The sequence below is a fragment of the Spirosoma validum genome (assembly GCF_014699035.1).
Classification (GTDB): Bacteria; Bacteroidota; Bacteroidia; order Cytophagales; family Spirosomataceae; genus Spirosoma; species Spirosoma validum.
Genome location: NZ_JACXAA010000005.1, coordinates 161221 through 184435, shown reverse-complemented (window position 1 = coordinate 184435; position 23215 = coordinate 161221). Strand labels below are relative to the sequence as shown.

General features: G+C 46.2%; 23 protein-coding genes and 1 tRNA gene. 17 read left to right on the top strand and 7 right to left on the bottom strand.

Going from position 1 to position 23215, the window contains the following annotated elements:
* Nucleotide 1 precedes the first annotated feature (1 nt).
* The 7 genes from IC230_RS15290 to IC230_RS15260 all read left to right on the top strand — a co-directional run bounded on the left by IC230_RS15290 (nucleotide 2) and on the right by IC230_RS15260 (nucleotide 5176).
* The gene (locus tag IC230_RS15290; RefSeq protein ID WP_191039910.1) at nucleotides 2-397 is read left to right on the top strand and encodes a nuclear transport factor 2-like protein; all 396 of its coding nucleotides are present in this window, start codon (nucleotides 2-4) and stop codon (nucleotides 395-397) included.
* Nucleotides 394-1506 (top strand): Gfo/Idh/MocA family protein, encoded by a 1113-nt coding sequence (locus IC230_RS15285; RefSeq protein WP_191039909.1) that lies wholly within the window; start codon nucleotides 394-396, stop codon nucleotides 1504-1506. The genes IC230_RS15290 and IC230_RS15285 overlap by 4 nt, the downstream gene beginning before the upstream one ends.
* Nucleotides 1503-2237, top strand: a complete 735-nt coding sequence (locus IC230_RS15280) for a phosphoadenylyl-sulfate reductase (protein ID WP_191039908.1) — start codon at nucleotides 1503-1505, stop codon at nucleotides 2235-2237. The genes IC230_RS15285 and IC230_RS15280 overlap by 4 nt, the downstream gene beginning before the upstream one ends.
* A gap of 61 nt (nucleotides 2238-2298) precedes the next feature.
* Entirely contained in the window at nucleotides 2299-3201 is a 903-nt protein-coding gene (cysD, locus tag IC230_RS15275; protein ID WP_191039907.1) for a sulfate adenylyltransferase subunit CysD, read from the top strand.
* Between the two features lie 47 nt (nucleotides 3202-3248).
* Entirely contained in the window at nucleotides 3249-3479 is a 231-nt protein-coding gene (locus tag IC230_RS15270; RefSeq protein WP_191039906.1) for a DUF4160 domain-containing protein, read from the top strand.
* On the top strand, nucleotides 3455-3787 hold the full coding sequence (locus IC230_RS15265) for a hypothetical protein (protein WP_191039905.1): 333 nt from the start codon (nucleotides 3455-3457) through the stop codon (nucleotides 3785-3787). The genes IC230_RS15270 and IC230_RS15265 overlap by 25 nt, the downstream gene beginning before the upstream one ends.
* Nucleotides 3788-3910: 123 nt before the next feature.
* Entirely contained in the window at nucleotides 3911-5176 is a 1266-nt protein-coding gene (locus IC230_RS15260) for a sulfate adenylyltransferase subunit 1 (RefSeq protein ID WP_191039904.1), read from the top strand.
* 113 nt (nucleotides 5177-5289) lie between these two features.
* On the opposite strand, the gene IC230_RS15255 is transcribed toward IC230_RS15260, so the two are convergent.
* Together IC230_RS15255 and IC230_RS15250 are read right to left on the bottom strand one after the other, a co-directional pair.
* Nucleotides 5290-5688 (bottom strand): hypothetical protein, encoded by a 399-nt coding sequence (locus tag IC230_RS15255; protein ID WP_223860671.1) that lies wholly within the window; start codon nucleotides 5686-5688, stop codon nucleotides 5290-5292.
* 234 nt (nucleotides 5689-5922) lie between these two features.
* On the bottom strand, nucleotides 5923-7416 hold the full coding sequence (locus IC230_RS15250) for a glycine--tRNA ligase (RefSeq protein ID WP_191039902.1): 1494 nt from the start codon (nucleotides 7414-7416) through the stop codon (nucleotides 5923-5925).
* A 132-nt stretch (nucleotides 7417-7548) separates the two neighbouring features.
* Here IC230_RS15250 and IC230_RS15245 point away from each other — a divergent pair, with 132 nt between their 5' ends.
* Nucleotides 7549-8547: a ComEA family DNA-binding protein gene (locus IC230_RS15245; RefSeq protein WP_191039901.1), complete on the top strand. Its 999-nt coding sequence runs from the start codon at nucleotides 7549-7551 to the stop codon at nucleotides 8545-8547.
* Nucleotides 8548-8609: 62 nt separating this feature from the next.
* Here IC230_RS15245 and rlmD read toward each other — a convergent pair whose 3' ends face one another.
* Entirely contained in the window at nucleotides 8610-10040 is a 1431-nt protein-coding gene (gene rlmD / locus IC230_RS15240) for a 23S rRNA (uracil(1939)-C(5))-methyltransferase RlmD (protein WP_191039900.1), read from the bottom strand.
* Nucleotides 10041-10108: 68 nt separating this feature from the next.
* Here rlmD and IC230_RS15235 point away from each other — a divergent pair, with 68 nt between their 5' ends.
* Entirely contained in the window at nucleotides 10109-12361 is a 2253-nt protein-coding gene (locus IC230_RS15235; protein WP_191039899.1) for a T9SS type B sorting domain-containing protein, read from the top strand.
* Between the two features lie 141 nt (nucleotides 12362-12502).
* Nucleotides 12503-13312, top strand: coding sequence for an SDR family oxidoreductase (locus IC230_RS15230; RefSeq protein WP_191039898.1), 810 nt, complete (start codon nucleotides 12503-12505; stop codon nucleotides 13310-13312).
* Between the two features lie 52 nt (nucleotides 13313-13364).
* Here the strand turns inward: IC230_RS15230 and IC230_RS15225 are convergent, their stop codons facing one another.
* Together IC230_RS15225 and IC230_RS15220 are read right to left on the bottom strand one after the other, a co-directional pair.
* A complete protein-coding gene (locus IC230_RS15225; RefSeq protein WP_223860670.1) occupies nucleotides 13365-14021 on the bottom strand; it encodes a tetratricopeptide repeat protein in 657 nt (218 codons plus the stop codon).
* A 180-nt stretch (nucleotides 14022-14201) separates the two neighbouring features.
* Complete coding sequence (locus IC230_RS15220; RefSeq protein WP_191039896.1) at nucleotides 14202-14621, bottom strand: DUF3127 domain-containing protein; 420 nt, start codon at nucleotides 14619-14621, stop codon at nucleotides 14202-14204.
* Between the two features lie 151 nt (nucleotides 14622-14772).
* Here IC230_RS15220 and IC230_RS15215 point away from each other — a divergent pair.
* Nucleotides 14773-14854 (top strand) — tRNA-Leu (locus IC230_RS15215).
* Nucleotides 14855-15478: 624 nt separating this feature from the next.
* Here IC230_RS15215 and IC230_RS15210 read toward each other — a convergent pair.
* Nucleotides 15479-15640, bottom strand: a complete 162-nt coding sequence (locus tag IC230_RS15210; RefSeq protein WP_191039895.1) for a DUF1737 domain-containing protein — start codon at nucleotides 15638-15640, stop codon at nucleotides 15479-15481.
* Nucleotides 15641-16638: 998 nt separating this feature from the next.
* Between IC230_RS15210 and IC230_RS15205 the strand changes: the two genes are divergently transcribed.
* From IC230_RS15205 to IC230_RS15180, 6 genes are all read left to right on the top strand, one after another.
* A complete protein-coding gene (locus IC230_RS15205) occupies nucleotides 16639-17298 on the top strand; it encodes a class I SAM-dependent methyltransferase (protein ID WP_191039894.1) in 660 nt (219 codons plus the stop codon).
* A 664-nt stretch (nucleotides 17299-17962) separates the two neighbouring features.
* Nucleotides 17963-18415 (top strand): hypothetical protein, encoded by a 453-nt coding sequence (locus tag IC230_RS15200; RefSeq protein WP_191039893.1) that lies wholly within the window; start codon nucleotides 17963-17965, stop codon nucleotides 18413-18415.
* A 954-nt stretch (nucleotides 18416-19369) separates the two neighbouring features.
* Complete coding sequence (locus IC230_RS15195) at nucleotides 19370-20119, top strand: PAS domain-containing protein (protein ID WP_191039892.1); 750 nt, start codon at nucleotides 19370-19372, stop codon at nucleotides 20117-20119.
* A 471-nt stretch (nucleotides 20120-20590) separates the two neighbouring features.
* Nucleotides 20591-20731 (top strand): hypothetical protein, encoded by a 141-nt coding sequence (locus IC230_RS15190; RefSeq protein ID WP_191039891.1) that lies wholly within the window; start codon nucleotides 20591-20593, stop codon nucleotides 20729-20731.
* Between the two features lie 144 nt (nucleotides 20732-20875).
* Entirely contained in the window at nucleotides 20876-21181 is a 306-nt protein-coding gene (locus tag IC230_RS15185; RefSeq protein ID WP_191039890.1) for a hypothetical protein, read from the top strand.
* 303 nt (nucleotides 21182-21484) lie between these two features.
* A complete protein-coding gene (locus tag IC230_RS15180; RefSeq protein ID WP_191039889.1) occupies nucleotides 21485-22153 on the top strand; it encodes a TetR/AcrR family transcriptional regulator in 669 nt (222 codons plus the stop codon).
* Between the two features lie 574 nt (nucleotides 22154-22727).
* On the opposite strand, the gene IC230_RS15175 is transcribed toward IC230_RS15180, so the two are convergent.
* The gene (locus IC230_RS15175; RefSeq protein ID WP_191039888.1) at nucleotides 22728-23183 is read right to left on the bottom strand and encodes a RidA family protein; all 456 of its coding nucleotides are present in this window, start codon (nucleotides 23181-23183) and stop codon (nucleotides 22728-22730) included.
* Between the last annotated feature and the right edge of the window lie 32 nt (nucleotides 23184-23215).

Genomic DNA, 23215 nt, shown 5'->3' with positions numbered 1-23215 from the left:
TATGGCTAGCCTATCCGAGTTAGCTGTTACGTTAGCTGAGCTAATTGAAGCCAATCAAACGATTAAAGCAATGGAGCGTTTCTACGCCGACGATGTAACCATGCAAGAGAACGAAGATCCGCTTCGAATTGGGAAAGCCATTTGCCTTCAGCATGAACGCTATAATCTGTCAGGCTTAATAGAACTGAAAGCGAAGCTTCTACATCAGGCCATTAATGAGACAACGGGTGTTGTGTTCAGTGAGTGGTACATGGAAGCCACATATTTGTCAGGAAAACGATTCTCTGTGACAGAAGTCTCTGTACAGCACTGGCGTAATGAGTTGATTTACAAAGAGAAATTCTATTACAATAAGCTAAATCGAATAGGCCCCGCTAACTCAGAATCCGCCTTATGATACGTATCGCTTTTTGTACCGCTCTACTTTTTCTGACTCAGTTGGCAAATGCTCAGAGTGCTAAAAAACCACTACGTGTCGGTGTCGTTGGATTGGTCCATTCGCATGTTCATGGCATTCTGAATAAAGCGTTCAGACAAACGGGGCAAACTGATATTGAAATTGTAGGCATTGCTGAGCCGAACCGTGAGTTGGCCGAGCGCTTCTCGAAGCAATACGGCTATCCTATGAGTCTGGTGTATCCGACCATAGCGGAGATGCTGGACAAAACCAAGCCCGAAGCTGCTACGGATTTTGGCCGGATTGTCGATCATAAGAAAACGGTTGAGGCTTGTGCACCACGCGGTATTCATGTTATGGTTGAGAAACCATTGGCAACTAGTTTCGCTGACGCGAAGCAGATGGAAGCGCTCGCGAAAAAGAACAATATCCAGCTACTGACAAACTACGAAACCACCTGGTACGGCAGTAACCACAAAGCGTACGCTATGGCCGATAAAGAAAAAGCCATTGGCGATTTGCGCAAGATTGTGGTGCACGACGGGCATCAGGGACCGAAAGAAATTGGTGTCAACAAAGAATTTCTGGATTGGCTGACTGACCCCGTTACAAATGGCGCAGGTGCGTTGTTCGATTTCGGTTGTTACGGTGCCAATCTGTCGACCTGGCTCATGCACAACCAACGTCCGTTGTCGGTGATGGCCGTTACGCAGCAGATCAAGCCGGACATCTACCCTAAGGTTGACGACGAAGGAACGATTATTCTGACGTACCCAAAAACCCAGACGATTATCCAGGCTTCCTGGAATTGGCCCTTCGCTCGAAAAGATATGGAAGTGTATGGGCAGACAGGCTACGTTTTTACCGTAGATGGAACCCGGATGCGCATCCGACTTAAGGATGAGAAAAGTGAACGTAACGCTGAAGCCACGCAAGCCGATGCGCCTGCTGCTGACCCGTTTGCCTATCTGGCAAAACTCATTCACGGCGAAACTAAACCCGACGAATTAACGTCATTAGAAAATAACGTAATCGTCATGGAAATTCTGGACGCTGCCCGCCAGTCGGCTAAAACTGGGAAGGCAGTTTTATTAAAACAGAAATTATGATTGCCGAACCTACCTCACACACGCTCGAAAGTTTGACCGAGCAACTGCATGGTCTGAGCAACGTAGAAGCGCTACGTACACTGGCCGAATTGTTTCCCGGCGAAGTTGTTTTCTCCACTAGTCTGGGCTACGAAGATCAGGTGATTACCGACCTGATTCTCGCGAACGATATTCCGATCAAGATTTTTACGCTCGATACGGGCCGGATGTTTTCGGAAACGTATTCGGTCTGGAAGAAGACCAACGACCGCTACGCTACCAAAATCGAAACGTATTTTCCGGACGCTGAAGCTGTTGAGCAACTAATGACCACGAAAGGGCCCTATAGCTTTTACGACTCGGTTGAGAATCGGAAAGAATGCTGTGGTATCCGTAAAGTGGTTCCCTTAAACCGGGCCTTGAAGGGGCAGAAAATCTGGGTAACGGGTATCCGTGCCGAGCAATCAGCCAACCGCCAGTCGATGCCCCAACTTGAGTGGGACGAAGCGCATACCCTTTTCAAATTCCATCCACTGATGGACTGGACGTTTGAAGAGGTAAAACAGTACGTAAAAGATAACAACGTACCGTATAATCCGCTTCATGACCGGGGCTTCGTTAGTATCGGTTGCCAGCCTTGCACCCGCGCCATTCAGGAGGGTGAAGATTTCCGCGCCGGTCGTTGGTGGTGGGAGGACAACTCGAAGAAAGAGTGCGGACTACACACGCATGAGGAAGCTTTTAAACCATAATGAGCGAAAGAGTGATAGACCGTTGGTAGCTAATCACTCTTTCGCTCTTTCACTCATTACAATGAAGTTAGATTATTTAGACCAGCTCGAATCCGAAGCCATCCACATTATGCGGGAGGTGGCTGGGCAATTTGAGCGCCCCGCACTGCTGTTTTCGGGCGGAAAAGATTCCATTACGTTGGTACATCTCGCCCTGAAAGCCTTTCGTCCGGGCAAATTTCCATTCCCACTGGTACACATTGATACCGGTCACAACTTTCAGGAGGCACTTGATTATCGGGATAATCTGGCCGAACGTATTGGCGAGAAACTCATTGTCCGCTACGTTGAAGACACCATTCGGGAAAAGAAACTAAAAGAACCAACCGGACGTAACGCAACCCGTAACGGCCTGCAAACTTTCACGTTATTAGATGCTATCGAAGAATTCGAATTCGACGCCTGCATCGGTGGCGCCCGTCGGGATGAGGAGAAAGCACGCGCGAAAGAACGTGTCTTTTCAGTTCGTGACGAATTTGGTTCCTGGGACCCCAAACGCCAGCGTCCTGAACTCTGGAATCTCTATAACGGCCGGATTCACAAAGGCGAAAACGTTCGCGTATTCCCGATTTCGAACTGGACCGAACTCGACGTTTGGAATTACATCCGCCGGGAAAAAATCGAATTACCCAGCATTTACTTCGCGCATGAACGCGATCTGATTATCCGCGACGGTAAACTAATGGCGACAGCCGGTGGTGTTATCAAACCCGAAGCCGACGACCAGCTCGTAACGCGTCGGGTACGTTTCCGCACCGTTGGCGATATTTCCTGCACGGCAGCTTCTGAATCCCAAGCCGATACGTTAGATGCCGTTATCGACGAAATTCAGGCCACGCGTATCTCCGAACGGGGCGAAACCCGCATGGATGATCAGCTCTCCGAAGCTGCTATGGAAGACCGCAAGAAAGGCGGCTATTTTTGATATTGTGTATATTTACGGTTTTACCTGCCGTAACAGTACCGAATCACATGCCCGTTATTTCTTTATTCGATGGTATTAAACTTGAAATGTATTTTAACGACCATGCCCCTCCTCATGTTCACGCCAAATATGCTGAGCATGAAGTGCTGATAACGATTCAGGAAATAAGAGTATATGCTGGCTATCTACCAGCGAAACAACTAAAACAGGTGCAGCAGTACGTTAGTACTCATCAGAATAAACTTCTATCACGATGGGAACAATACAACCAGAATTGATAAGAATTCGAGAGTTGCTTGATATTCAGAATTTTCAGCTAACATGCCGTTGGTCAAATGGTGAGATACGTGTCAACGATCTGACTCAGGAAGTAAGGCGTTGGCAGAAAAGTCGCAATCAGGAATTGGCTCAGCTTGCCGATCCAGCCAAGTTTAAAACGGCATTTGCTCAGAGTGGTACGATTGCTTTTGCAGGTATATTGGTAGATACAGGCGATATGGGATTGCAACCATTAGATTTAGATCCTGATGTTTTGTTTGCAGAAAGTAGTTTAATTGTCAAAGTAGCTAAAGAACCCGTTCACTAATTCAGTTCGGTAGATACTTTTAAAATTATGAGCGATAATGATGAATGGTGAATTAGCTCTCTGATCCATCATTTATCATTTATCATTCATCATCGTACCGGCGACCCGGTCATAATTTGATTGATGGATCTCTTACGTTTTATTACCGCCGGTTCGGTTGACGACGGCAAAAGCACGCTTATTGGGCGGCTCCTCTACGATTCCAAATCCATTCTGGCCGATCAGCTCGAAGCGATTGAACGGGCCAGCAAAAGTCGCGACGACGGTGAAATCGACCTTGCCCTTCTGACCGACGGCCTACGTTCCGAACGCGAACAGGGTATTACCATCGACGTAGCCTATCGCTATTTCCAGACGCCAAAGCGCAAGTTTATCATTGTCGATGCGCCGGGGCATATTCAGTATACACGTAACATGGTTACGGGCGCGTCAAACTGCCAGCTGGCGATTGTTCTGGTCGATGCCCGACATGGCGTAGCGGAACAGACACGTCGGCATTCGCTGATTGCGTCGCTACTGGGGATTCCACACATCGTGGTGGCTATCAACAAAATGGACCTTATAAATTATTCGCAGGATGTGTTTTCTGATATCTGCATTCACTACGCGGAGTTAGCCAAGAAGCTGAACGTTCATCAGGTTTCTTATATTCCAATGAGTGCGCTTAATGGCGATAACGTAGTGGATCGATCAGCAGCAATGCCGTGGTACGAAGGGCCTACGTTGTTGGAGCATCTGGAAACGGTAACGATTGACGATGACGTGAATGGCGAGACGGAAGACCATCATCCGGCTCGTTTTCCGGTGCAATATGTAATCCGACCCCAAACGGCTGAACTACACGATTATCGAGGATACGCGGGTAAAATCACCAGTGGTCTATTTCGTAAAGGCGATGCGATTACAGTCCTTCCCTCTGGCGAAACCTCAACTATCGACGCTATCGAAATTGCTGAGACACAGTTAGACGTAGCGGCCACGCCAATGTCGGTTGTTTTGCACTTAGCGACTGATGTCGACATTAGCCGGGGCGATTTGATTGTGCGTTCTAATAGCCAGCCAGTTAGTAGTCAGACCGTTGAAGCGATGCTTTGCTGGATGGACACGAAAGAGTTTAAAGTAGGCAATAAGTACGTGCTACAGGTTGGTACGTTCCGAACGCGCTGCTCTGTGCGGGAAATTGCTTATCAACTGAACGTCAATACGTACGAAGAAATTGAAGATGTTGACAGCCTGCGGTTAAACGATCTGGCTAAAGTCGTACTACGCACCGCCCAACCCATCAGTTTCGACCCGTATCAGAAAAACCGCGCAACCGGCGGAGCCATTCTGATTGACGAAACATCGAATGTAACGGTAGGTGCCCTAATGCTTGTGGGCGAAGCGTAGTCGAACCTGATTTATCTACCTATAAAAAATAGTCTATCGTAAGTTACGGTAGACTATTTTTTTATTTACCAAAAAGACTTTAACCTATTCATCTCTAATCTTTTACGTATCGATTAATCCTTTGACTGTATCACTTTATAGCCAACATCTTTTCCAGCAAGCGATCCATCAAACAGTTTTAAATATTCGTTCCCCTGCTTTGTTCCATACATCTTCCGGGTAAGTGATTGAATATCGTAATCAGCTCCTTTGATTAACGGGTCCATGATGAACATATAAGTGTATGAGCCATTCGGGTTGGCTTGAGCGGGGTGCATCACACGCGTCAGACGAAATACACGCTGCTCGGCTGGCGACAGTTTGCTGGCACCAGGCCAGAATATGTCGTGTACAAAATGTTCGTACTGTTTACGTTTGTCGGCCTTTACGGGATAGGTCCACACCCACACTTCCTCGCCGGTTTTAGCCATCAGGCGTGAGGCTGGTTTCGTTTGGCCAAAGGCGGTAGACATAGTAAATAAAAGGTAGACTACTAGAAGTGCATTTCGTTTCATACTAAAAGCTGGTTATGGATTTGAAAAAGATAAATTATTTCTGCGAACAGAAATTCAACAATAAAACTACTGATCCACAGTGAGTAACAGATTAATCCGGGATTAAGATAGTTAGCTGTAAACAGCCGTATAATAAAAAAGACCCGGAAATAACTCTCCGGGTCTTTTTTATTCTCGTAATGAACGAATCGCTTACAATTGCTCTAATATACGCTCCATCGACACCTCTTGGCCAATACGTGCTTTTAATTCACCAATCGGAACACGGATCTGCTCAGTCGTATCGCGGTAACGGATCGTGACAGTGTCGTCTTCGAGTGTCTGGTAATCGACGGCGATACAGAACGGTGTACCAATCAAATCCTGTCGGGTATACCGTTTACCGATAGCATCGCGCTCTTCGTAAACCACCCGAAACTCTGAGCGAAGGCTTTTTACGATTTCTTCCGCTTTCTCAGGCAGGCCGTCTTTGCGTACCAGTGGGAACACCGCTGCTTTAACGGGAGCCAGTGCGGGATGTAGTTTCAAATACGTCCGTTCTTTCTGCTGATCGCCTTCGCCTACTGTCTCTTTCGTAAATGCGTTGCAGAACACGGCTAGAAACAAACGGTCGGCGCCCACTGACGTTTCTACTACGTATGGAATATAATTTCCGTAGGGTTTGCCGGTTGCTTCGTCAATGTCGTTATCAAAATACTGTTGTTTTTTGCGGCTCAGTTCCTGGTGTGATTTTAGGTCGAAATCGGTACGTGAGTGAATGCCTTCCATCTCACGGAAACCAAACGGAAACTTATATTCAATATCCACGGCAGCGTTAGCGTAGTGCGCCAGTTTTTCATGAATATGAAATTTAAGTTTCTCGGCGGGCAATCCAGCCGCCTGGTGAAATTTCATTCGCGTATCGCGCCAGCGTTCGTACCATTCCATTTCAGTACCGGGACGTACGAAAAACTGCATTTCCATCTGCTCGAACTCGCGCATCCGGAACGTAAACTGACGGGCAACAATCTCATTCCGGAACGCTTTCCCGATCTGGGCGATGCCAAACGGAATCTTCATCCGGCCCGTTTTCTGGACGTTCAGAAAGTTCACGAAAATGCCCTGCGCCGTTTCGGGACGAAGGTAAATCAGGCTGGCGTCTTCGGCCAGTGAACCCACCTGCGTCGAAAACATCAGATTAAACTGCCGAACTTCCGTCCAGTTATCGGTGCCCGATACGGGGTCTTTGATGCCCTCAGCAATGATGAGGTTACGAACGCCTTCAAGATCGTTATTGCCCAGTAAACGTCCCATTTCCTGCAACAAGGCCGTACTTTTTTCTTCATCGCCCGCATTGGCGTAGGCTTCCGCTTTTAGTTCGAGAAGTTGATCGGCCCGGTAGCGTTTTTTCGAGTCTTTGTTGTCGATCATCGGGTCGTTAAACGAGTCGACGTGGCCCGACGCTTTCCAGGTTAGCGGATGCATAAAGATCGACGCATCGATCCCCACTACGTTGTCGTGGAGTTGCGTCATAGCCTTCCACCACAGCGTTTTGAGGTTATTTTTCAGTTCAACGCCGTTCTGACCGTAATCATAAACAGCCTGTAGCCCATCGTAAATCTCAGACGATGGAAAAACGAAACCATATTCTTTGGCGTGGGCGATGATATCCTGCAAAGAGGTCGCCGGTGCTTGTGTAGTGTTCATACGTGGGCGCAAAAATACGTTTTTATGCGCAAGTGCCTACTTACCAATTCTAATTCATCACTTTCACGTCCACAATTATACGATTCATCCAACTTTAGTTACTCAAGTGATGCTTCACGCGTCTAAGGAAGCATGTTCAAACGCTTCCATGCCCTCGTTCGCGACTATTTTGGTATTTCTCATAAAGAAGCCAGAGGATTTATCATTCTGATTTTTCTGACGCTGCTTTGTTTACTTATTCCGTTTGTCTATCGCTTTTTATCTGATCGAAAACCCGTTGATACGTCTGCTGCTGATCAGCACAAACTTGATAGCCTTGTGGCGCTGATGCAGGCGGAGGAAGCCAAACAGCCCCGGTTCGGTGATCGATCTAATAAAGACAAAACCACCGCCGAGCGATTCAGCGAACCCAAACTGTTCAACTTTGATCCCAATACAGTTAGCGTGGCTGGATGGCAGCAATTGGGGCTCCCACCTTGGCTGGCTGAACGTATCAAAAAATACCGGAACAAAGGCGGACAGTTTCGCAAGAAAGAAGATTTACTACGTATCTACGACTTTCCTCCCGAGCTATATGAGCAGCTTGAACCCTACATTACGCTGAAAGCGTCATCACCATCTGATCGATTTTCGGGCAAGCCCTACCCTTCTCAGGAATCTTATACCAATAGCAAGCGACCAGTGTATGAGGACCGTAACGAACATTCAATATCTGAACGTCCAGCGAAAGCAGTTCTTCAACCCTTCGATATTAACACCGCTGATACGTCGCAGTTGATTGCGCTACGCGGTATTGGCGCTACGTTGGCTGGACGTATCGTGAAGTTTCGCGATGCACTCGGAGGCTTCGTCTCAACCGATCAGTTTCGGGATATTTATGGGCTGGACTCGACTGCCCGAGAAGAGTTGGAGAAGTTCGGCAAGATTCGGTCGGCGGTACGTAAGATTGCGGTTAATACAGCCACGGCTGAAGAGCTGGATCGGCATCCATTTTTATCGCGTCGGCAAGCTCAGATTATCGTGAATTATCGCCAGCAACACGGCGCCTATACGTCTGTTGAATCGCTCAAGCCGATTCGTATTCTCGATGCGAAGACCATTGAAAAGATTGCGCCGTATCTGGAGTTTTGAGAAAGAGCGAAGAAAGAACTCGACACTTTTTTTTCTCCCCCTTCCTCCTTCTACTCCCTTTCTTACCTTCTCTTTAACAGAACCACATTCTCGACGTGATGCGTGTGGGGAAACATATCGACGGGTTGTACGTCGGCTACCGTATAATCTTCATCTAAAATTCCCAGATCACGGGCTTGCGTTGCTGTGTTACAACTTACATACACAATACGTTCAGGAGAGGCTTTGAGAAGTTGGCGCGTTACGGCCTCATCCATGCCCGCACGGGGTGGATCGGTGATTACGACATCCGGGCGTCCATGCTGATCGAAAAAGCCGTCGGTTAAAATATCTTTCATATCACCGGCAACGAAAGATGTATTTGTGATGCCGTTCACGTCGGCGTTGATGCGTGCATCGGCCACCGATGCTTCGACGTACTCTACACCAACGACCTGTTGCGCTTGCCGGGCGACAAAAAGAGCAATTGTTCCTGTGCCGGTATACAGATCATAAACCCGTTCTTGGCCTGTAAGCCCAGCCCAGTCGCGGGCAACTTTGTACAGATTATACGCCTGTTGCGCATTGGTTTGGTAGAACGATTTGGGACCAATACGGAACGTCAAATCTTCCATCTGCTCTTCAATGTACGGCTTACCACCCCAATTAATGACTTCCTGATCCTGATAGCTGTCGTTCTTCTTCGTGTTCAGAATGTAATTCAACGATGTTATCTGCGGAAACTGTTGCTGCAACTCATTCAGTAGCCCATTCAATAGGTCGGGGTTATCCTGGGCTACCTGCAACGTTACCATCACCTGCTGCGTAGTGTCAGCAGTACGGATAATCAGCGTCCGCAGAAAACCCGTATGCATTTTCAGGTTATAAAGGGTCAGATCGTGCCGGAAAACGTACTCATCAACGACCAGTCGGATCGCGTTGGAGGGGTCGGGTTGGAGATAGCAATGATGAATAGGCAATACTTTATCGAACCGACCGGGCACGTGAAAACCGACTGCTCGCGGGTCCATTGGCTGATCGGTGCGTACTTCGGCCGAGGTCAGCCATCGCCCTTCGGCACAGGTAAACTCCAGTTTATTCCGATAATATTGCGTAGGATGAGCAGCCATGATCGGCTGAATAACGGGCAGCGCAATTTTACCGATACGGGTCAGATGATCGATCACCTGCTGGTGTTTGAAACCCAGCTGTTCGCTATATTGAATGTGTTGCCACTTACAGCCGCCACACGTACCGAAATGCTCACAGAAAGGCTCCGTTCGCACGGGGGACCACTCATGTATGTGTTCGGCTACGGCCTCACGGTATTGCTTTTTGCGATTTGTAATGCGCAGATCCACTACGTCGCCCGGTGCCACACCTGGTCCACCAGTGGGATTTTCTACAAAAATGACACCCTCGTCTGTGCGAACGATGCACTTTCCCTCGGCAGCTACCGCATCAATTCGAACGCTTGCCAACCGTTCGGGTGTTTTATGAATCTTCCTACGCATAAGTCCTAAAAAACTGCTAATTTAAGCATCCGTTTTCGGACGGACCCAATATCGAACCGTTTCTGCGTATGTTAAACTTGTACCGTAAAAAGTATCTTTCAATAATTTCAATCAGTCTGTTACTGGTTATAAGCCATTTAGCTAAAGCCACTCACATTGTCGGGGGCGAATTGGAACTTCGTTATTTAGGCCCCCAGAGCCCCTATTCCCACCGCATCAATCTGAATCTTTATTTCGACGTCGTCAATGGTGATAACGGGGCCGACGACGGGCTGGTTAGCGTGGGTATTTTTTCAAAACGTACAAACCAGTATGTTGGCTTCGTACCGCTTAACCGGATCAGCAGTGAAGTTGTACCGTATACACGGCCAGCCTGTACAAACGCCAACCTAAGTACCCGCCTTATTCGACATAGTGTCGACCTAACCCTCGACCCAAACATATTCAACGATCCCGGTGGCTATTACCTATCCTGGGAGCGCTGCTGCCGGAACGGAACGATCACCAATATCATTAATCCGGGAGCAGCTGGCTCAACCTTCTATCTGGAATTTCCGGCTGTAGCTACTGGTCAGACCCGGTTTAATAACTCGTCGCCGGTGTTTACAATTCCCAAAGGCGATTATGCCTGCATCGGGCAGCCCTTTACACTCGATTTCAGTGCAAAAGATAGCGATGGCGATAGCTTATCGTATGCCTTAGTAACCCCTTTTAATGGCTTTAGTACGTCGTTGGTTCCGAATCCAGGCGCTATAAATCGCCCGGTGCAACCTGTTTTTTATTCTGGTCCTTATCAACCCATTCGCTGGGCCAGTGGTATTTCTGAAGCGAATGAAATTCCCGGCAAGGTGCCTTTACGCGTAAATCCTACGTCAGGCCTGCTTAGCGTAACGCCCGATCGGGCGGGGTTATTTGTGTTTTCGGTCGAAGTAAGTGAATATCGGGCAGGAAAAGTGATTGGCCGCGTCCGGCGCGACTACCAGGTTTTAGTGGTTGACTGCCCCAACAATAACGCACCCCAGCTGTTGTTCCGTCCTGAAGGTCAGAAAGGCTTTTATCAGGAAAATACCGTGCTGACTATTGCCGAAAAAGATACGAACTGTCTGAATTTGTACATCACCGATATCAATCCCAACCAGCGAATCACCATCACCAACATGAGTGGTTCGTTACCAGGCCTGACCCTTACACCAGGCGAATTATCGAGCCGTACAGGTCGGGATACGTTACAGGCCAGGTTCTGCTTCGGCCGATGCGTCGGTGATGGTAAACCCTTTACATTGATTATCCGGGCCACCGACGATGGTTGTCCGCAAGGTCTTAGCGACACCCTCAACGTTCGTTTAAACATCATTCCCTCAGCTAATAATAAACCGAAAGCCAGTACTGATTTAGCCAATAATAAAGCCATTGTCTCCGTAGGTTCTTCGCTAACCTTTACAGGCATTGGCGTCGATCCCGATAATGATAACGTAACGATTCAGGCTGTTGGGCGGGGGTTCTCCCTGGCGCAGGCAGGGATGAGTTTCGGATCGGCTTCGGGTGTGGGCAAAGTATCATCGACGTTTACGTGGAAGCCATCCTGTACGCAGGCGACACAGTCAGAATATTTGGTCGATTTCATTGTGACCGACACGCGCTGCAATCGAAATCTCCGCGATACGGTCACGGTAAATCTGGCGGCATTAGGTAAGCCCAGCCAGCCTCCAACAGTGCGAACTACACTTACTCAGCCGGTCGTTGAACTAACTGTCAGTCCGAGTGACTCAACGGGTCATACTACGTTCGATGTCCTTGGTAATGATCCCGACCGCGATACAATCCGGCTCACAGGCGTGGGCCGGGACTTCGATGTTGGAGCAGTAGGGATGGAATTCACCAACAAAGCTGGGTTGCCAAGTCTTCAATCGCTGTTTAGCTGGCGGCCAACCTGTGAATTGATGGCCGGACGAGCAGAAGCCACCTTCGTTGTTGATTTTTTAGTGGACGACCGTTCCTGCCAACCCAATCATTTGGATACAACTACCGTTACGTTCCACGTTAAAAACCCGACAACAGAATACGACATCAAAGTTCCAAATGTGTTTACGCCCAATGGCGATGGCCTCAACGACTATTTTGCCATAAAAGACATGCCGGAAAACTCCTGTGCCGAGCAGTTTAAATCCGTTGAGATTTCAAACCGATGGGGTCAGCCGATTTTTAAGTCAACCGATCCGAGGTTTCGCTGGTATGGTAATAACTCACCCGTAGGCACCTATTATTATCTTATCTTAACAACGGCACGAACCTTCAAGGGCCCGGTAACTATTATGCGGTAAGGTAGAGGTAATGAATCAACTGGCCAGATGGAGCGCCCTTGTTTACTGGTCATTTTTGACTGTTGATGACTAACCTGCTACGTTTCTCCTTCTACACCGACAAAGCACTGTCGTTAAATTGCGCTACCTTTGCGCTTTCTCATGAAAGATAAAGTTGTACTCATTACCGGTGCCTCATCGGGCATTGGTCGGGCGCTGGCCTTCGCTTTCGGTCGCGAAGGGGCTCGAATTGCGATCTGTGGTCGTAAAGCCGATGCGATGAACGTTGTTAGCGATGAACTCAGTCAGGCAGGTATCGACGTTTTCGCGCTGACTGCTGACGTTAGCATTGAACAGGATGTTAAACAGTTTATCGAACAAACGGTAGAGCACTTCGGGCGACTGGATATTCTCATTAACAATGCCGGTATTTCCATGCGATCCATGCTGATTGATACTGATCCGGCTGTTATTCAGAAAGTCATGGATATCAACTTCATGGGGACCGTGTATGCCACCCGGTACGCCCTTCCCTATATTCAGCAAACGAAAGGTTCTATTGTGGGTATTTCCTCCATCGCGGGTTATCGGGGGTTACCAGTACGTAGCGGCTATTCGGCCTCAAAGTTTGCCATGAACGGTTTTCTGGAAGCAGTACGGACGGAGTTACTTCATACGGGTGTGCATGTGCTAACGGCCTGCCCAGGTTTTACAACCTCTAATATCCGTGTATCCGCGCTGGATGCGCACGGGCAGGCGAAGGGCGAAACCATGCGTGATGAAACTAATATGATGAGTGCTGACGAATGCGCCGGGTATATTCTGCAGGCCGTAAAAGACCGCAAACGTGAACTTATATTAACAGCGCAGGGGAAATTAACGGTATTTATCAATAAATGGCTTTCAAGTTTAGCTGATAGACTGGTTTACAATACACTAGCCAAAGAGAAAGATTCGCCACTGAAAAAATGAGCGCCAGAGGGAATGACAGAACGATCGAATTACTGATCAACTCGTTGGCTACTTAAATTATCCAAACATTATCCCGGCGAATGAAATATAGTTCGTTGTGCCACAGCACCCGGAGATAAATGTCTTTGGCCCCCAGAATATTCACTTTATGACCGCGACCGATGACTTCAACAACAGGCGCGGCCGCTGATGGATCAGTACGTAGCAGCACACGGTCCTGGCTCGTGATCCCTGACTCTACTCCTTCGGGTAAGTTTGTAAAAACCAGCAGAAGCAATAAATAGACAAATACAATCCATTTCTGTCGTTGGGGAACATCCTCTTTTCGAAGCCGCTTGAGCATAAGTACGCTGAAAACGTAACCAGCCGGAATAAGCAGAAACAGCAGGAAGTAAATCCCATACTTGCGATAGAAAAGATAAAAATAATTGAGATCGTCGGTTTCGTAACCACTCAGGTTATTAGCACGGGCAATGTCATTCATCCGACGTAGTACAGCATCGTCGGGGTGGCGTTCAAAATAAACGTCTAAATAATACAGTTGTCTAGGTACGTCATTTTGCTGTTCGTAGGCACTCGCCAGCTTCAACAGCATGGGGTCAGTGGCTGTATGTCCTTCAGCCAAGGCGGTTTCGTACAAACGGACAGCATTTAGTTGATCGCCACTAGCAAACAGCGAATCGGCCCGCCGAATCGAATCCGTTGACATAGTCTGTGCCAATGTAGCCATCGATACAAACCAAAGCAAGAAGCTAATTTTAAAACGAAGGTTTCTCAACGAGCGAATACAGGCTTGTTACATGATAAGAAAGAAGGGAAGAAAGCGAGTCAGTGGTTTCATCCATTCTCTCTTTCTTCCCTTCTTTCTCCCGAGCGTGGCCCCGGTTATTTAAAAAGGCAAATCGTTGCTCTCTTCGTCAAACGCCGAATTAAACGTCACGGCAGCGGGTTGGTTCTGCTGAGCTGGGCGCGCCTGCGCTTGTTGCGCTCCAGCTGGACGAGCCGGAGCGGGCGTTCCTACACCACTGTCACCGTCAACTAATTCGATACGAAAGGCCCGTAATTCAGTATACCAGCGTTCGTTGTATTCACGTGACTCAGCACTGAACGTGGCTTTCAACGTATCGCCATCGGCAAACTGCTTCAAATCATTGGCTTTGTCTCCCCAGGCTGTCATGCATACTTTTTTAGGAAACTGGCTATCAGCGGTTTCGATAACAAATTCCTGTTTATTCCAGGGACCATTTTTGCCCTGACCTGTTACCTCAGGTAAGACTTTTATGAGTTTTCCGACTAATTCAAGTGCCATTTTATGTGGTCTTTTTCTGTTAATTTAGAAAGATAAAAGTACGAAATTATCTTCATTTTTGGGCCGTTTTCCCTTAAAAAGCGAAAGATTTATAACTCCGTTTGGCAGAAAAAACCTAACCGGCTATATTTGCACCCTCAATGAGCGAATTGGCCACGTGGTGAAACTGGTAGACACGCCATCTTGAGGGGGTGGTGCTTCACGGCATGGGAGTTCGAGTCTCCCCGTGGTCACAAAGGCAATACTATAAGTCTCAGTAAATCAATAGATTACTGAGACTTATTTTTCTATGCTGAAACAGCACTGAAACTGTTATTTGTTTTCTGTTCAAGGCAACCTCTGTTAACAGCTGTATGTCTGTATTGATTAGCTGCCCCCAATCTACACTAATATGGAAACTACACACGAAGTTCTACTCTCGTTCGGCTTCAATCCATAGGTTGCGCAATTACCAGTATGTGATGCAGAATACGTATCATGAGATAAGGGCCGTAGCTCCGTATTCAAGTAATTTGAACTGAAACCGGTTTTAGTCAAATAAATATGGATGAAGGGGGTGAATCAGAATCAATCATTTTAGGGTGCTTTTGTTGAAGATGCAGCGGTAAGTATTATTCCAAATGCAGGCCCTGGATCATGGGTTATATTTACTTTTACAAATATAAATTTATAGCTTCCATAGATTGAGATTTAGTCGAACTAAGGCAGGAAAATTGGCAGATGGACTTGAAAAAGTTAGATAATGCAGGAACAACCTATATGTGGTAAATTAAAGCAAAAACGGGTACCTCAACGGTACCCGTTTTTGCTTTAAAATTGGTTCTAGGCTGGGGGACTAAGGATCAATTCCGATAAGGTTATAATTTAACCAGCGACTGAAAGAACCGAAGTGTACCAGTTGAATGGTCATAAACGACCACCATACTGCCATGTAGAACAAAGCCTGCGCTTAATCTTCCTCGTACAGCACGCTCCAGCTCATCGGCTGTATTACCTTCGCAAACTTCATATTGTCTCATGGTAAAGGGATCATTAGTTTAGTTACTGCAATAAGAAAGATATTTCTCAATAAGCTTAGCACTACATAGAAAGGAATGGTTCAAAACCTAGCCGTTTTATAACTGCAACATCCCAACGGCTAAAACCGCTACATGTTGCACAGTGTAAGTATGCACATTCCTAGGTACTTACATTATTGAAATATTATATGTCGAATACCCCCAGTAGCGAGTGAGCAGTTCATCGGTATGGTAAGTCGTCAGAGGCTTTACGTAGCCGTGCCGTACTCGATGGTTAGCGTCGGTTTAGATGGCGTTACGTAACAAGGTATAGAGTAAGATTCGTTCATTCAGGCTAGCTAGTAGTTTTTTTCCGCTGAATCCGAATGCAGAGGTACTGCCCACGCACGGCTACATTCTCCTCGCTCAGTTCCTGGTTACTTTGCTGCAGATCATCTAACTGGACCAGTTGCTTTCGCACCAGAGCCTGATACTGCCGTTCGGTCTTAAGTTACTGGTTTAATTTATTTCGAAAGTATCTGGTCTATAAGGTTACAGACAAGGTTACAGACAACAAAGCAAAAGCTCAGATTAATAGTGCCCTTTTCTATTTTTTCGCGTAAGAGAAGCTTGAATAACAGCCCAGGCTTTAACTCGTAGTTGCTGGTGTAATTCCTTGTCCTTAGGCACAAATGTTGTGCTGCGAACATTGCCAGTCTCAGGCTTTGTAGTCCAGTAATTGGTATCAGACGTATCAGGAATAGCGGTATATATGGGTTGGCTCATAGCCAAAGGTACCCTTTAATTAATGGCAAACCTATTCAGGTATTTGTTGAGCGTAATCAACCAGGCTTTAGCTGCAGTTATAGCCTGCCATCTTCTATTACCTGCATGAACTGCACTATCAGATCCAGACCAATTGAATTTAAACAAGCGGGATATACTCTATCCAAAACTTGATTACTTTGCAAGCAATAGCATAGTATCCTAGTAATCAAAACTTACTTACAAAGTTCATCATGAGATACGACCGAATTTATCAGTACCGTTTTCAGCAAGTTTCGCATGAAAAAAAACAACTGATCTGGACTATTATTGCCAATTATTTCTACCAACTGCTTGGTCGCCCCAAACGCATACTCGACTCCGCTGGTGGGATGTGTGAGTTTATTAATGCTGTTCCCAGTGAGGAGCGCTGGACAGTTGATATTGTAGAGGAGGTGAAGACGTTTGCTTCCCCCGAAGTCAACCTGGTTATTGGCGATGTACTGACGGTTAAACTACCCGATAATTATTTTGATGCAGTATTTATTTCTAATTTTCTGGAGCACCTTCGCAGTCAGGAAGAGGTCGCGTTTTTTTTGGAGCGAATGCACCGTTGTCTAAAACCAGGGGGTAAACTTGGAGTGATTGGCCCTAACTTCAAGTATTGTTACCGAGAGTATTTTGATTTTGCTGATCATACGGTTGTTCTGTCGGAACTAGGGGTTGCTGAACATCTATACGGGGCTGGCTTTAAAGTCGTTAAGTCGCATCCCCGCTTTCTGCCGTTATCTTTCCGGGGCGGCTTGCCAGTCCATCCATTACTCGTAAAACTCTATCTATCGATGCCTTTTGTGTGGTGGATCTTAGGGAAACAGTTTTTGTTTATAGCCGATAAGGTAAATATTGAGGATTGACATACGCTGTAATCATCCACTTAGTTCAGATCCAGCATCCACCGGGAAAGCCCCTATCTCCCTGGCAGTTGAGCAGGACCAATGATGGGTATTATACACTGACAACCAATTTGGTTTGGTTGCAATCCCAAATAGCGTCGGGAACATTCATTTCTAACAGTCCGGATAATGCCACCAGGGTCACTTTTGGGCTACGGGCATTGAAGCAGACGGTGCACAAGTAGGTTAATAGCGTAATGGCTCATATTTCAATCAACATGTAAACATATTAGCTAGTATGTAAGCCTGAGTACAACGGCAATTGCAATGCTCTAAAGCTCCTCCACGGAACTAACCCCTTTCCGCGACCATTTTGGTCGTTTTTTTCAACAGTGAACACGACTCAGTTTGCATTCGTTAGTCCATTATTAATTTCTCCTTACCACTTTTTCCAGGCTGAATGCTGTCTACATCAGGAAAGACAAATTTGCTAGTAAGCCTAAGGATATGGACAACTGGCTTAATCAGATGGCCATCAGCATGAGTATACGACACAAACAGATTAGAAGGCAAGGTTTAACAGATAGTTGCTTATAAAGCGTTGATGCTAATGGCTTAATCGTTGCTGTTTAAACATCTTCCCTTAAAAAAGCATTGATTGGTAGAACCTCTATCCAACATACCTATGGCCAATGCCTTACAATGTCCCAAATGCGGCTCCCAGCAGGTAGCGCTCCAACCGGTAGGTACTAGCGATGTATTACCTACAACAACTGGAAGCGAAAGCCTGCTCATCGCCCTGGATGGGAATGTCGAATGCCTTAGCTGCGGTAACGTCTGGAAACCGGTTGATCAAATCGAGCAGGCTTTGGAGGATCAAGCCCAGGCGGATGCGCTGGATTTTGACAAACGAAAAGAATCGTTTTATACCGAAGTAGAAGCGGGCCATTTGAGCCAGGCCCGGCGGCTTGTACCCAAGGAAGCCCGGTTCATCTTCAAGCGATCCGGCCTGCGAGCAACCTATACTTACTTAAAATCATTGGACCAGGAGCTCTATAAATTCAAACGTACGTATTGGCTTATCGGCGTAACCGTCGTATTGTTGGTCACCGGTGGACTCGTCTACGCCTGTAGCTGACTGGCCAGCCAAATAAAAACAAACTTGAGGCAGTTAATTGCCAAGTACGAGTTGAACTCCATACTTTTAGCAGCCTTGTTTTGTGTATTACCGCAGCTTACTATATTTTGTGAGCAACTAGTAAAGTAAACGATATACTTGTTTTGATCCGAAGGTTAAGCTTGAGAAAACAGCCTATTCTCTCCCTTTCTATCTACTGATTACTAACTTACGTTTCTAGATTGGGGAAATACCAGTAAAATTACTGGATTGACTTTCTCTCTTCATTTAACCCGTTTCCTACGTCTGTCTGCCTCATATTTTCATTTAGCATCGTAATCTTGGCTCAGGTAGGATTCGCGCCATCGGCTCAGCTTGAAGTGTAATCGACTGACAAAGAAATACTCATTCCCTAAGTTACCAGTACCACATCTGTATCGGCACCTTAACTGAAAGATTAATTATTTGCCAAACATCCGAGCCTAAAGGATTTTATTAGTATGATGGCACTTCCTGGCAGCGGCTGATAAAAGCGTCCGAGCTACCAAACTATGAGTAGATGTGTGCTTCGAATAATACTACTCATATTAGCCCTGGGGCTAGATATTGGCAATAATGACCATTTACCGTAAATAGGAAGAGCAAGACAAACGAGAACAGAGATTATTATGGAGTGATTTACAAAGGCATCATTAATCTACCATTGTTGGTCCTGATCTTCATGGGCTTTGTTGCATGGAAATTAATAAGAAAGCTGCATCGTAAGCCAATCCGTTAGATAGTATAGCTGAGAAGCCAGACGCAACTTAACCTGTAGCTTAAGGTCAGCTTCTACATGACGGGGGTTATCTTCTTGATTTTGTTTCTTCACTTTTAATCTGATCTGGAACGCTGGACCTAATAAAAATATGCAATTTTATATAAGCATGAGTAAGCAAACCGTTACTCTTCGTTACTATCTTCCTCTTAAGTTATATGACGTATTCCCCTATTTTATCCGAAGATGCCTTATTACAGGCGCTGTTAAAAGATTCACTCAATGGCTTGATTCTTTACCAAGTTGTCCGTAACGAAGCTGGAAAACCAATTGATTTTCTCTATCAATTGGTTAACCCCGCTGCCGCTATCCTGTTGGGTGCCTGCCCAGAAGATTTACACGGCAAGAGTTGTAAGGAAGTGTTCCCTCAAGGGGACGAGCTGCGTATGTATTACCAACAAGTGGCCGTTAGTGGTCAGAACCTGCGCGTGGAATATCAATTACCCACAGATGGACGATGGTTCGAGGTATTTATTACTGAGCAAGTCCAGGAAACCCTACTTTGTTTCTTTACCAACATTACTGATCGGGTTCTCGCTGAGCAGGAACTGATCAAGAACCTCACCCTGCTTCAGCACACTGAAGAACTGGCCTCAATGGGCAGTTGGGACTATGACCGGTCTACGGATCAATTCTTCTGGTCGGAGGGTATGTACCGCTTGTTTGGCCTTGAGTTAGGTACGCCTATCTCCCTTCAGACGTATGTAAATAATGTCCTTGAAGCCGACCAGCCAGTAGCCTTGCGGTTTGTAGACAAGCTGCAACGGGAAACTCTACCTTTTGAGGAAACGCTACGAATCAGGCGATACGGAGACGAGGCTATTATTAAAATCAAAGGGGTTGTCAAATCCAATAGCCAAGAGCAGCCAATGTGGGTGCTAGGCGGGTGCTGGGATATTACCCATTAGCCAGCGCCGATCCAATTGCTACCATCAATGACCTGTTTTCAAATAGGCTGTTTCACTAGTTACAAGGCTATTCATCTAACTGACTCCAGGTAGGCTTCTTCTAAGAATCATGTCGATTTCTATTAGTCCGTGGTATAAAGCCAGAGTACTAGCAATGCTACGCTACTAAATAGTAATGCGCCTAGTATAGCCTTTATCCGTAAGTAGATCGGTCCTATTTTAACTGCCTCCCGAACAAAGGTGCTGGCCACGAATAGTTGAACCAATATTGTTAGGGCAATGAATAATGTTGATCCCAAGACAAATGAACCGATAGCAGCCTATCAGTCGTAAAAATGGATTGCCAACAAATAAACGCATTTTCACAGGAGCATACTATCAGGCAGTTACTAGCAGTACGCTCTATATTTACTGAGCGGTAATAATTAAGATCTAATCGACAACTTGAATCCTGGAGATAATGAATAATCCATGCACCATACCCCGGTGGGCTTAACAGGTCAATTGATACTGGGGGCAACTGACCACAGCTCGGTGTTGCTGGGTGGTCCTGGGCAGATCAAGTTGACCAATAATACCGGTGCTGATCAGATCGACTACTTTCAGCAGTAGGCTACTCGAAGGCGTCTATTTCCACCGTTTCTGTTCTTGAGCAGAAACGGTGGAAATACGCACTTTGGCAGGTCAACATTTTGTTAACCTTTTATTTAGCTATGAGTTTAATAGACTAGTACGTATGTAAATTCTTTTCAGGTTATGAAAAAACTAATCATGATGGGTGGTATGCTTCTTGCCACGCTTGGTAGCACGTATGCCCAGACCACAAACAGTACGCAAAATACAACCCCAACAACCGATGGCACGACAAAGAACAGTGGCACGGGTAACGCCAGTAATGGATCACCTGCTTCAAAGGGTACCTCCGACTCGCTTACAGGAGCAGTCGGATCGGCGAATGGTACGTCCTATGGTATGCAAAATGATGATCCGGCTAATAAGGCAAATCAACCAAACTCGTCTAAACGAAAGGAGCGGAAGGCGAAGCGTAACAAGGTGAATTGAAACCTATGACGAATTGAAATGTCAAGCATCAAAAACCCCGTCAGCATAGGCGGGGTTTATTTTTTACCCTTTGATGATACGCACTACGATCTCACTATAATCCGTCAGAAACAATAAGTATAGTAACAATCGGGAATCTGACTGTTCCGGATTGGTAGGGTTCATATTGGTAGACTATATAGCATTTCCATAAGCTGCGTGTTGACAAATAACAGATTTTCTAAAATCAACTATCATTCAAAGTGACTTTATGGTTATTAATTCGTCTAACTGTAAAATGTTAACGATATCCTGAAACCAATTATGGAAAAGAATAAACGTAATCGAGCGGCCACTATCGAGCGCATTATAGATGCTCTGGAAGAAATACTAACTGAACGCGGATTGGAGGGAACTGGTATTAATGCAATTGCCGAAAGAGCCGCCGTCAGTAAGGTCCTCATTTATCGTTACTTCGGAGGATTAGAGGGCTTATTAGAACATTACGTAAGTATGGGTCGGCTTATTCCTCATTATACACCCGCCTGGCTGAAGCAAATTCAACCAACTCAACCCCGTGACCTTGCTTCCATTTGGTCAGGCCAGGCCCTACAACTCTTCCGTCAGTTCCGCACCTCACGTGCAGCACGTGAAGTCCTCAAAGCAACGGTTAAAGACAATGACCCCTTAGCCGACGCAGTTAGCAAAGCACAGGATGCCGAACTCACTAATCTGGTTAATCAGTTAGCCTTTATTAAAGGCGGTGATCACCAGGCCACTTCAGCGATCATTCTTGGTGCTTTGTCCTACTTAACGATACAGGCTCAGATCAACCGTCCTATGATCGGTCTTGACTTACGTAGTGAAGATGGCTGGCAACGTATCGAAGAAGCAGTTAAGGTGATCTACAAAGCGTTGAACCAATTAGCGATCGATTCGCCCACAGTCCAGTTGTCGATCAAACCAGCTAGCGTTGCTGTCAGTACCTGGTAAGTAAATAGATGCCAATAACAATACGGATGTTAGAGACATCCATTTAACTTTTCCACACCATTTTTTAAAGTTTACAACTATGCGACGAGTTTCGAACACTGCCCTCTATATCGCTTTACCTGCCTTTGTTGTGGCTGTTAGTGTTGCTTTACTTGCTGCTGCTTGGCTTATGGTTACCTGCATAGTCAATGGTCCACTACAAATCTCATGGCCATAGTTACAGCCTATACATATACTATCTATAAGAAAGCCCCGCTAAAAAGTTAGCGGGGCTTTCTTATAGGTGTTAGTGCTTATCGTTTCATCAACAGGACAACAGCCAACGTGAAACTAGACGGCAAAACATCCATCGCATGCTATCACCTTAACCTGCCTTGCTGATGAAGGAGATACTAAGGAAGCAGCTATGGTAACGTATTATCATAAGCTAGCCGAGAACTTGCCCAAATAAAAAGGATTGTCAAAAAAAGACTTTCAGTGGGTAAAACTTAGAACTATCAGTCCAGAAGTTTTACCAACAAAAACGCCCACTGATCAATGGGCGTTTTTGTTTTATAAGGAGGACGTGCAGTCCCTATTTCATGGCAATCACCTCTACTTCGATCAGCACCTCGTCTCGCACAATCTTAGGAACACTTTTTAATTCAACCAGCTTAGGCGGTTGTGTAAAGTACAACGCACCCACGTTGCTAAGCAGCGCTGCCGTATCCTCCCGAACTTTGGTGGAGGTGCCCTTAATTGAATAGGTAATCTGCGTTACGTCTTTAAAGGTCATATTGACCGTTGCCAGCGACGTTTTTATATTTTCGAACACCTGCCGTGTCTGTCCGTTCAGATCACCGCTTGCTACCACCTCTCCTTTTTTATTAAATGGATGCTCGCCACATATATAAATCTCTTTACCCGGAATCCCAGGCTCTATTTTATACAGATAACCAGTTGGCATATCCGGGGTTGGTACGTCGATTGATTGAGCCTGACTGCACGAAGTCAGCAACACCCAACCTAAGAAAATGATAAGATTTTTCATGATTATAGTCTTTTTTGAAATAATTCGTTCAG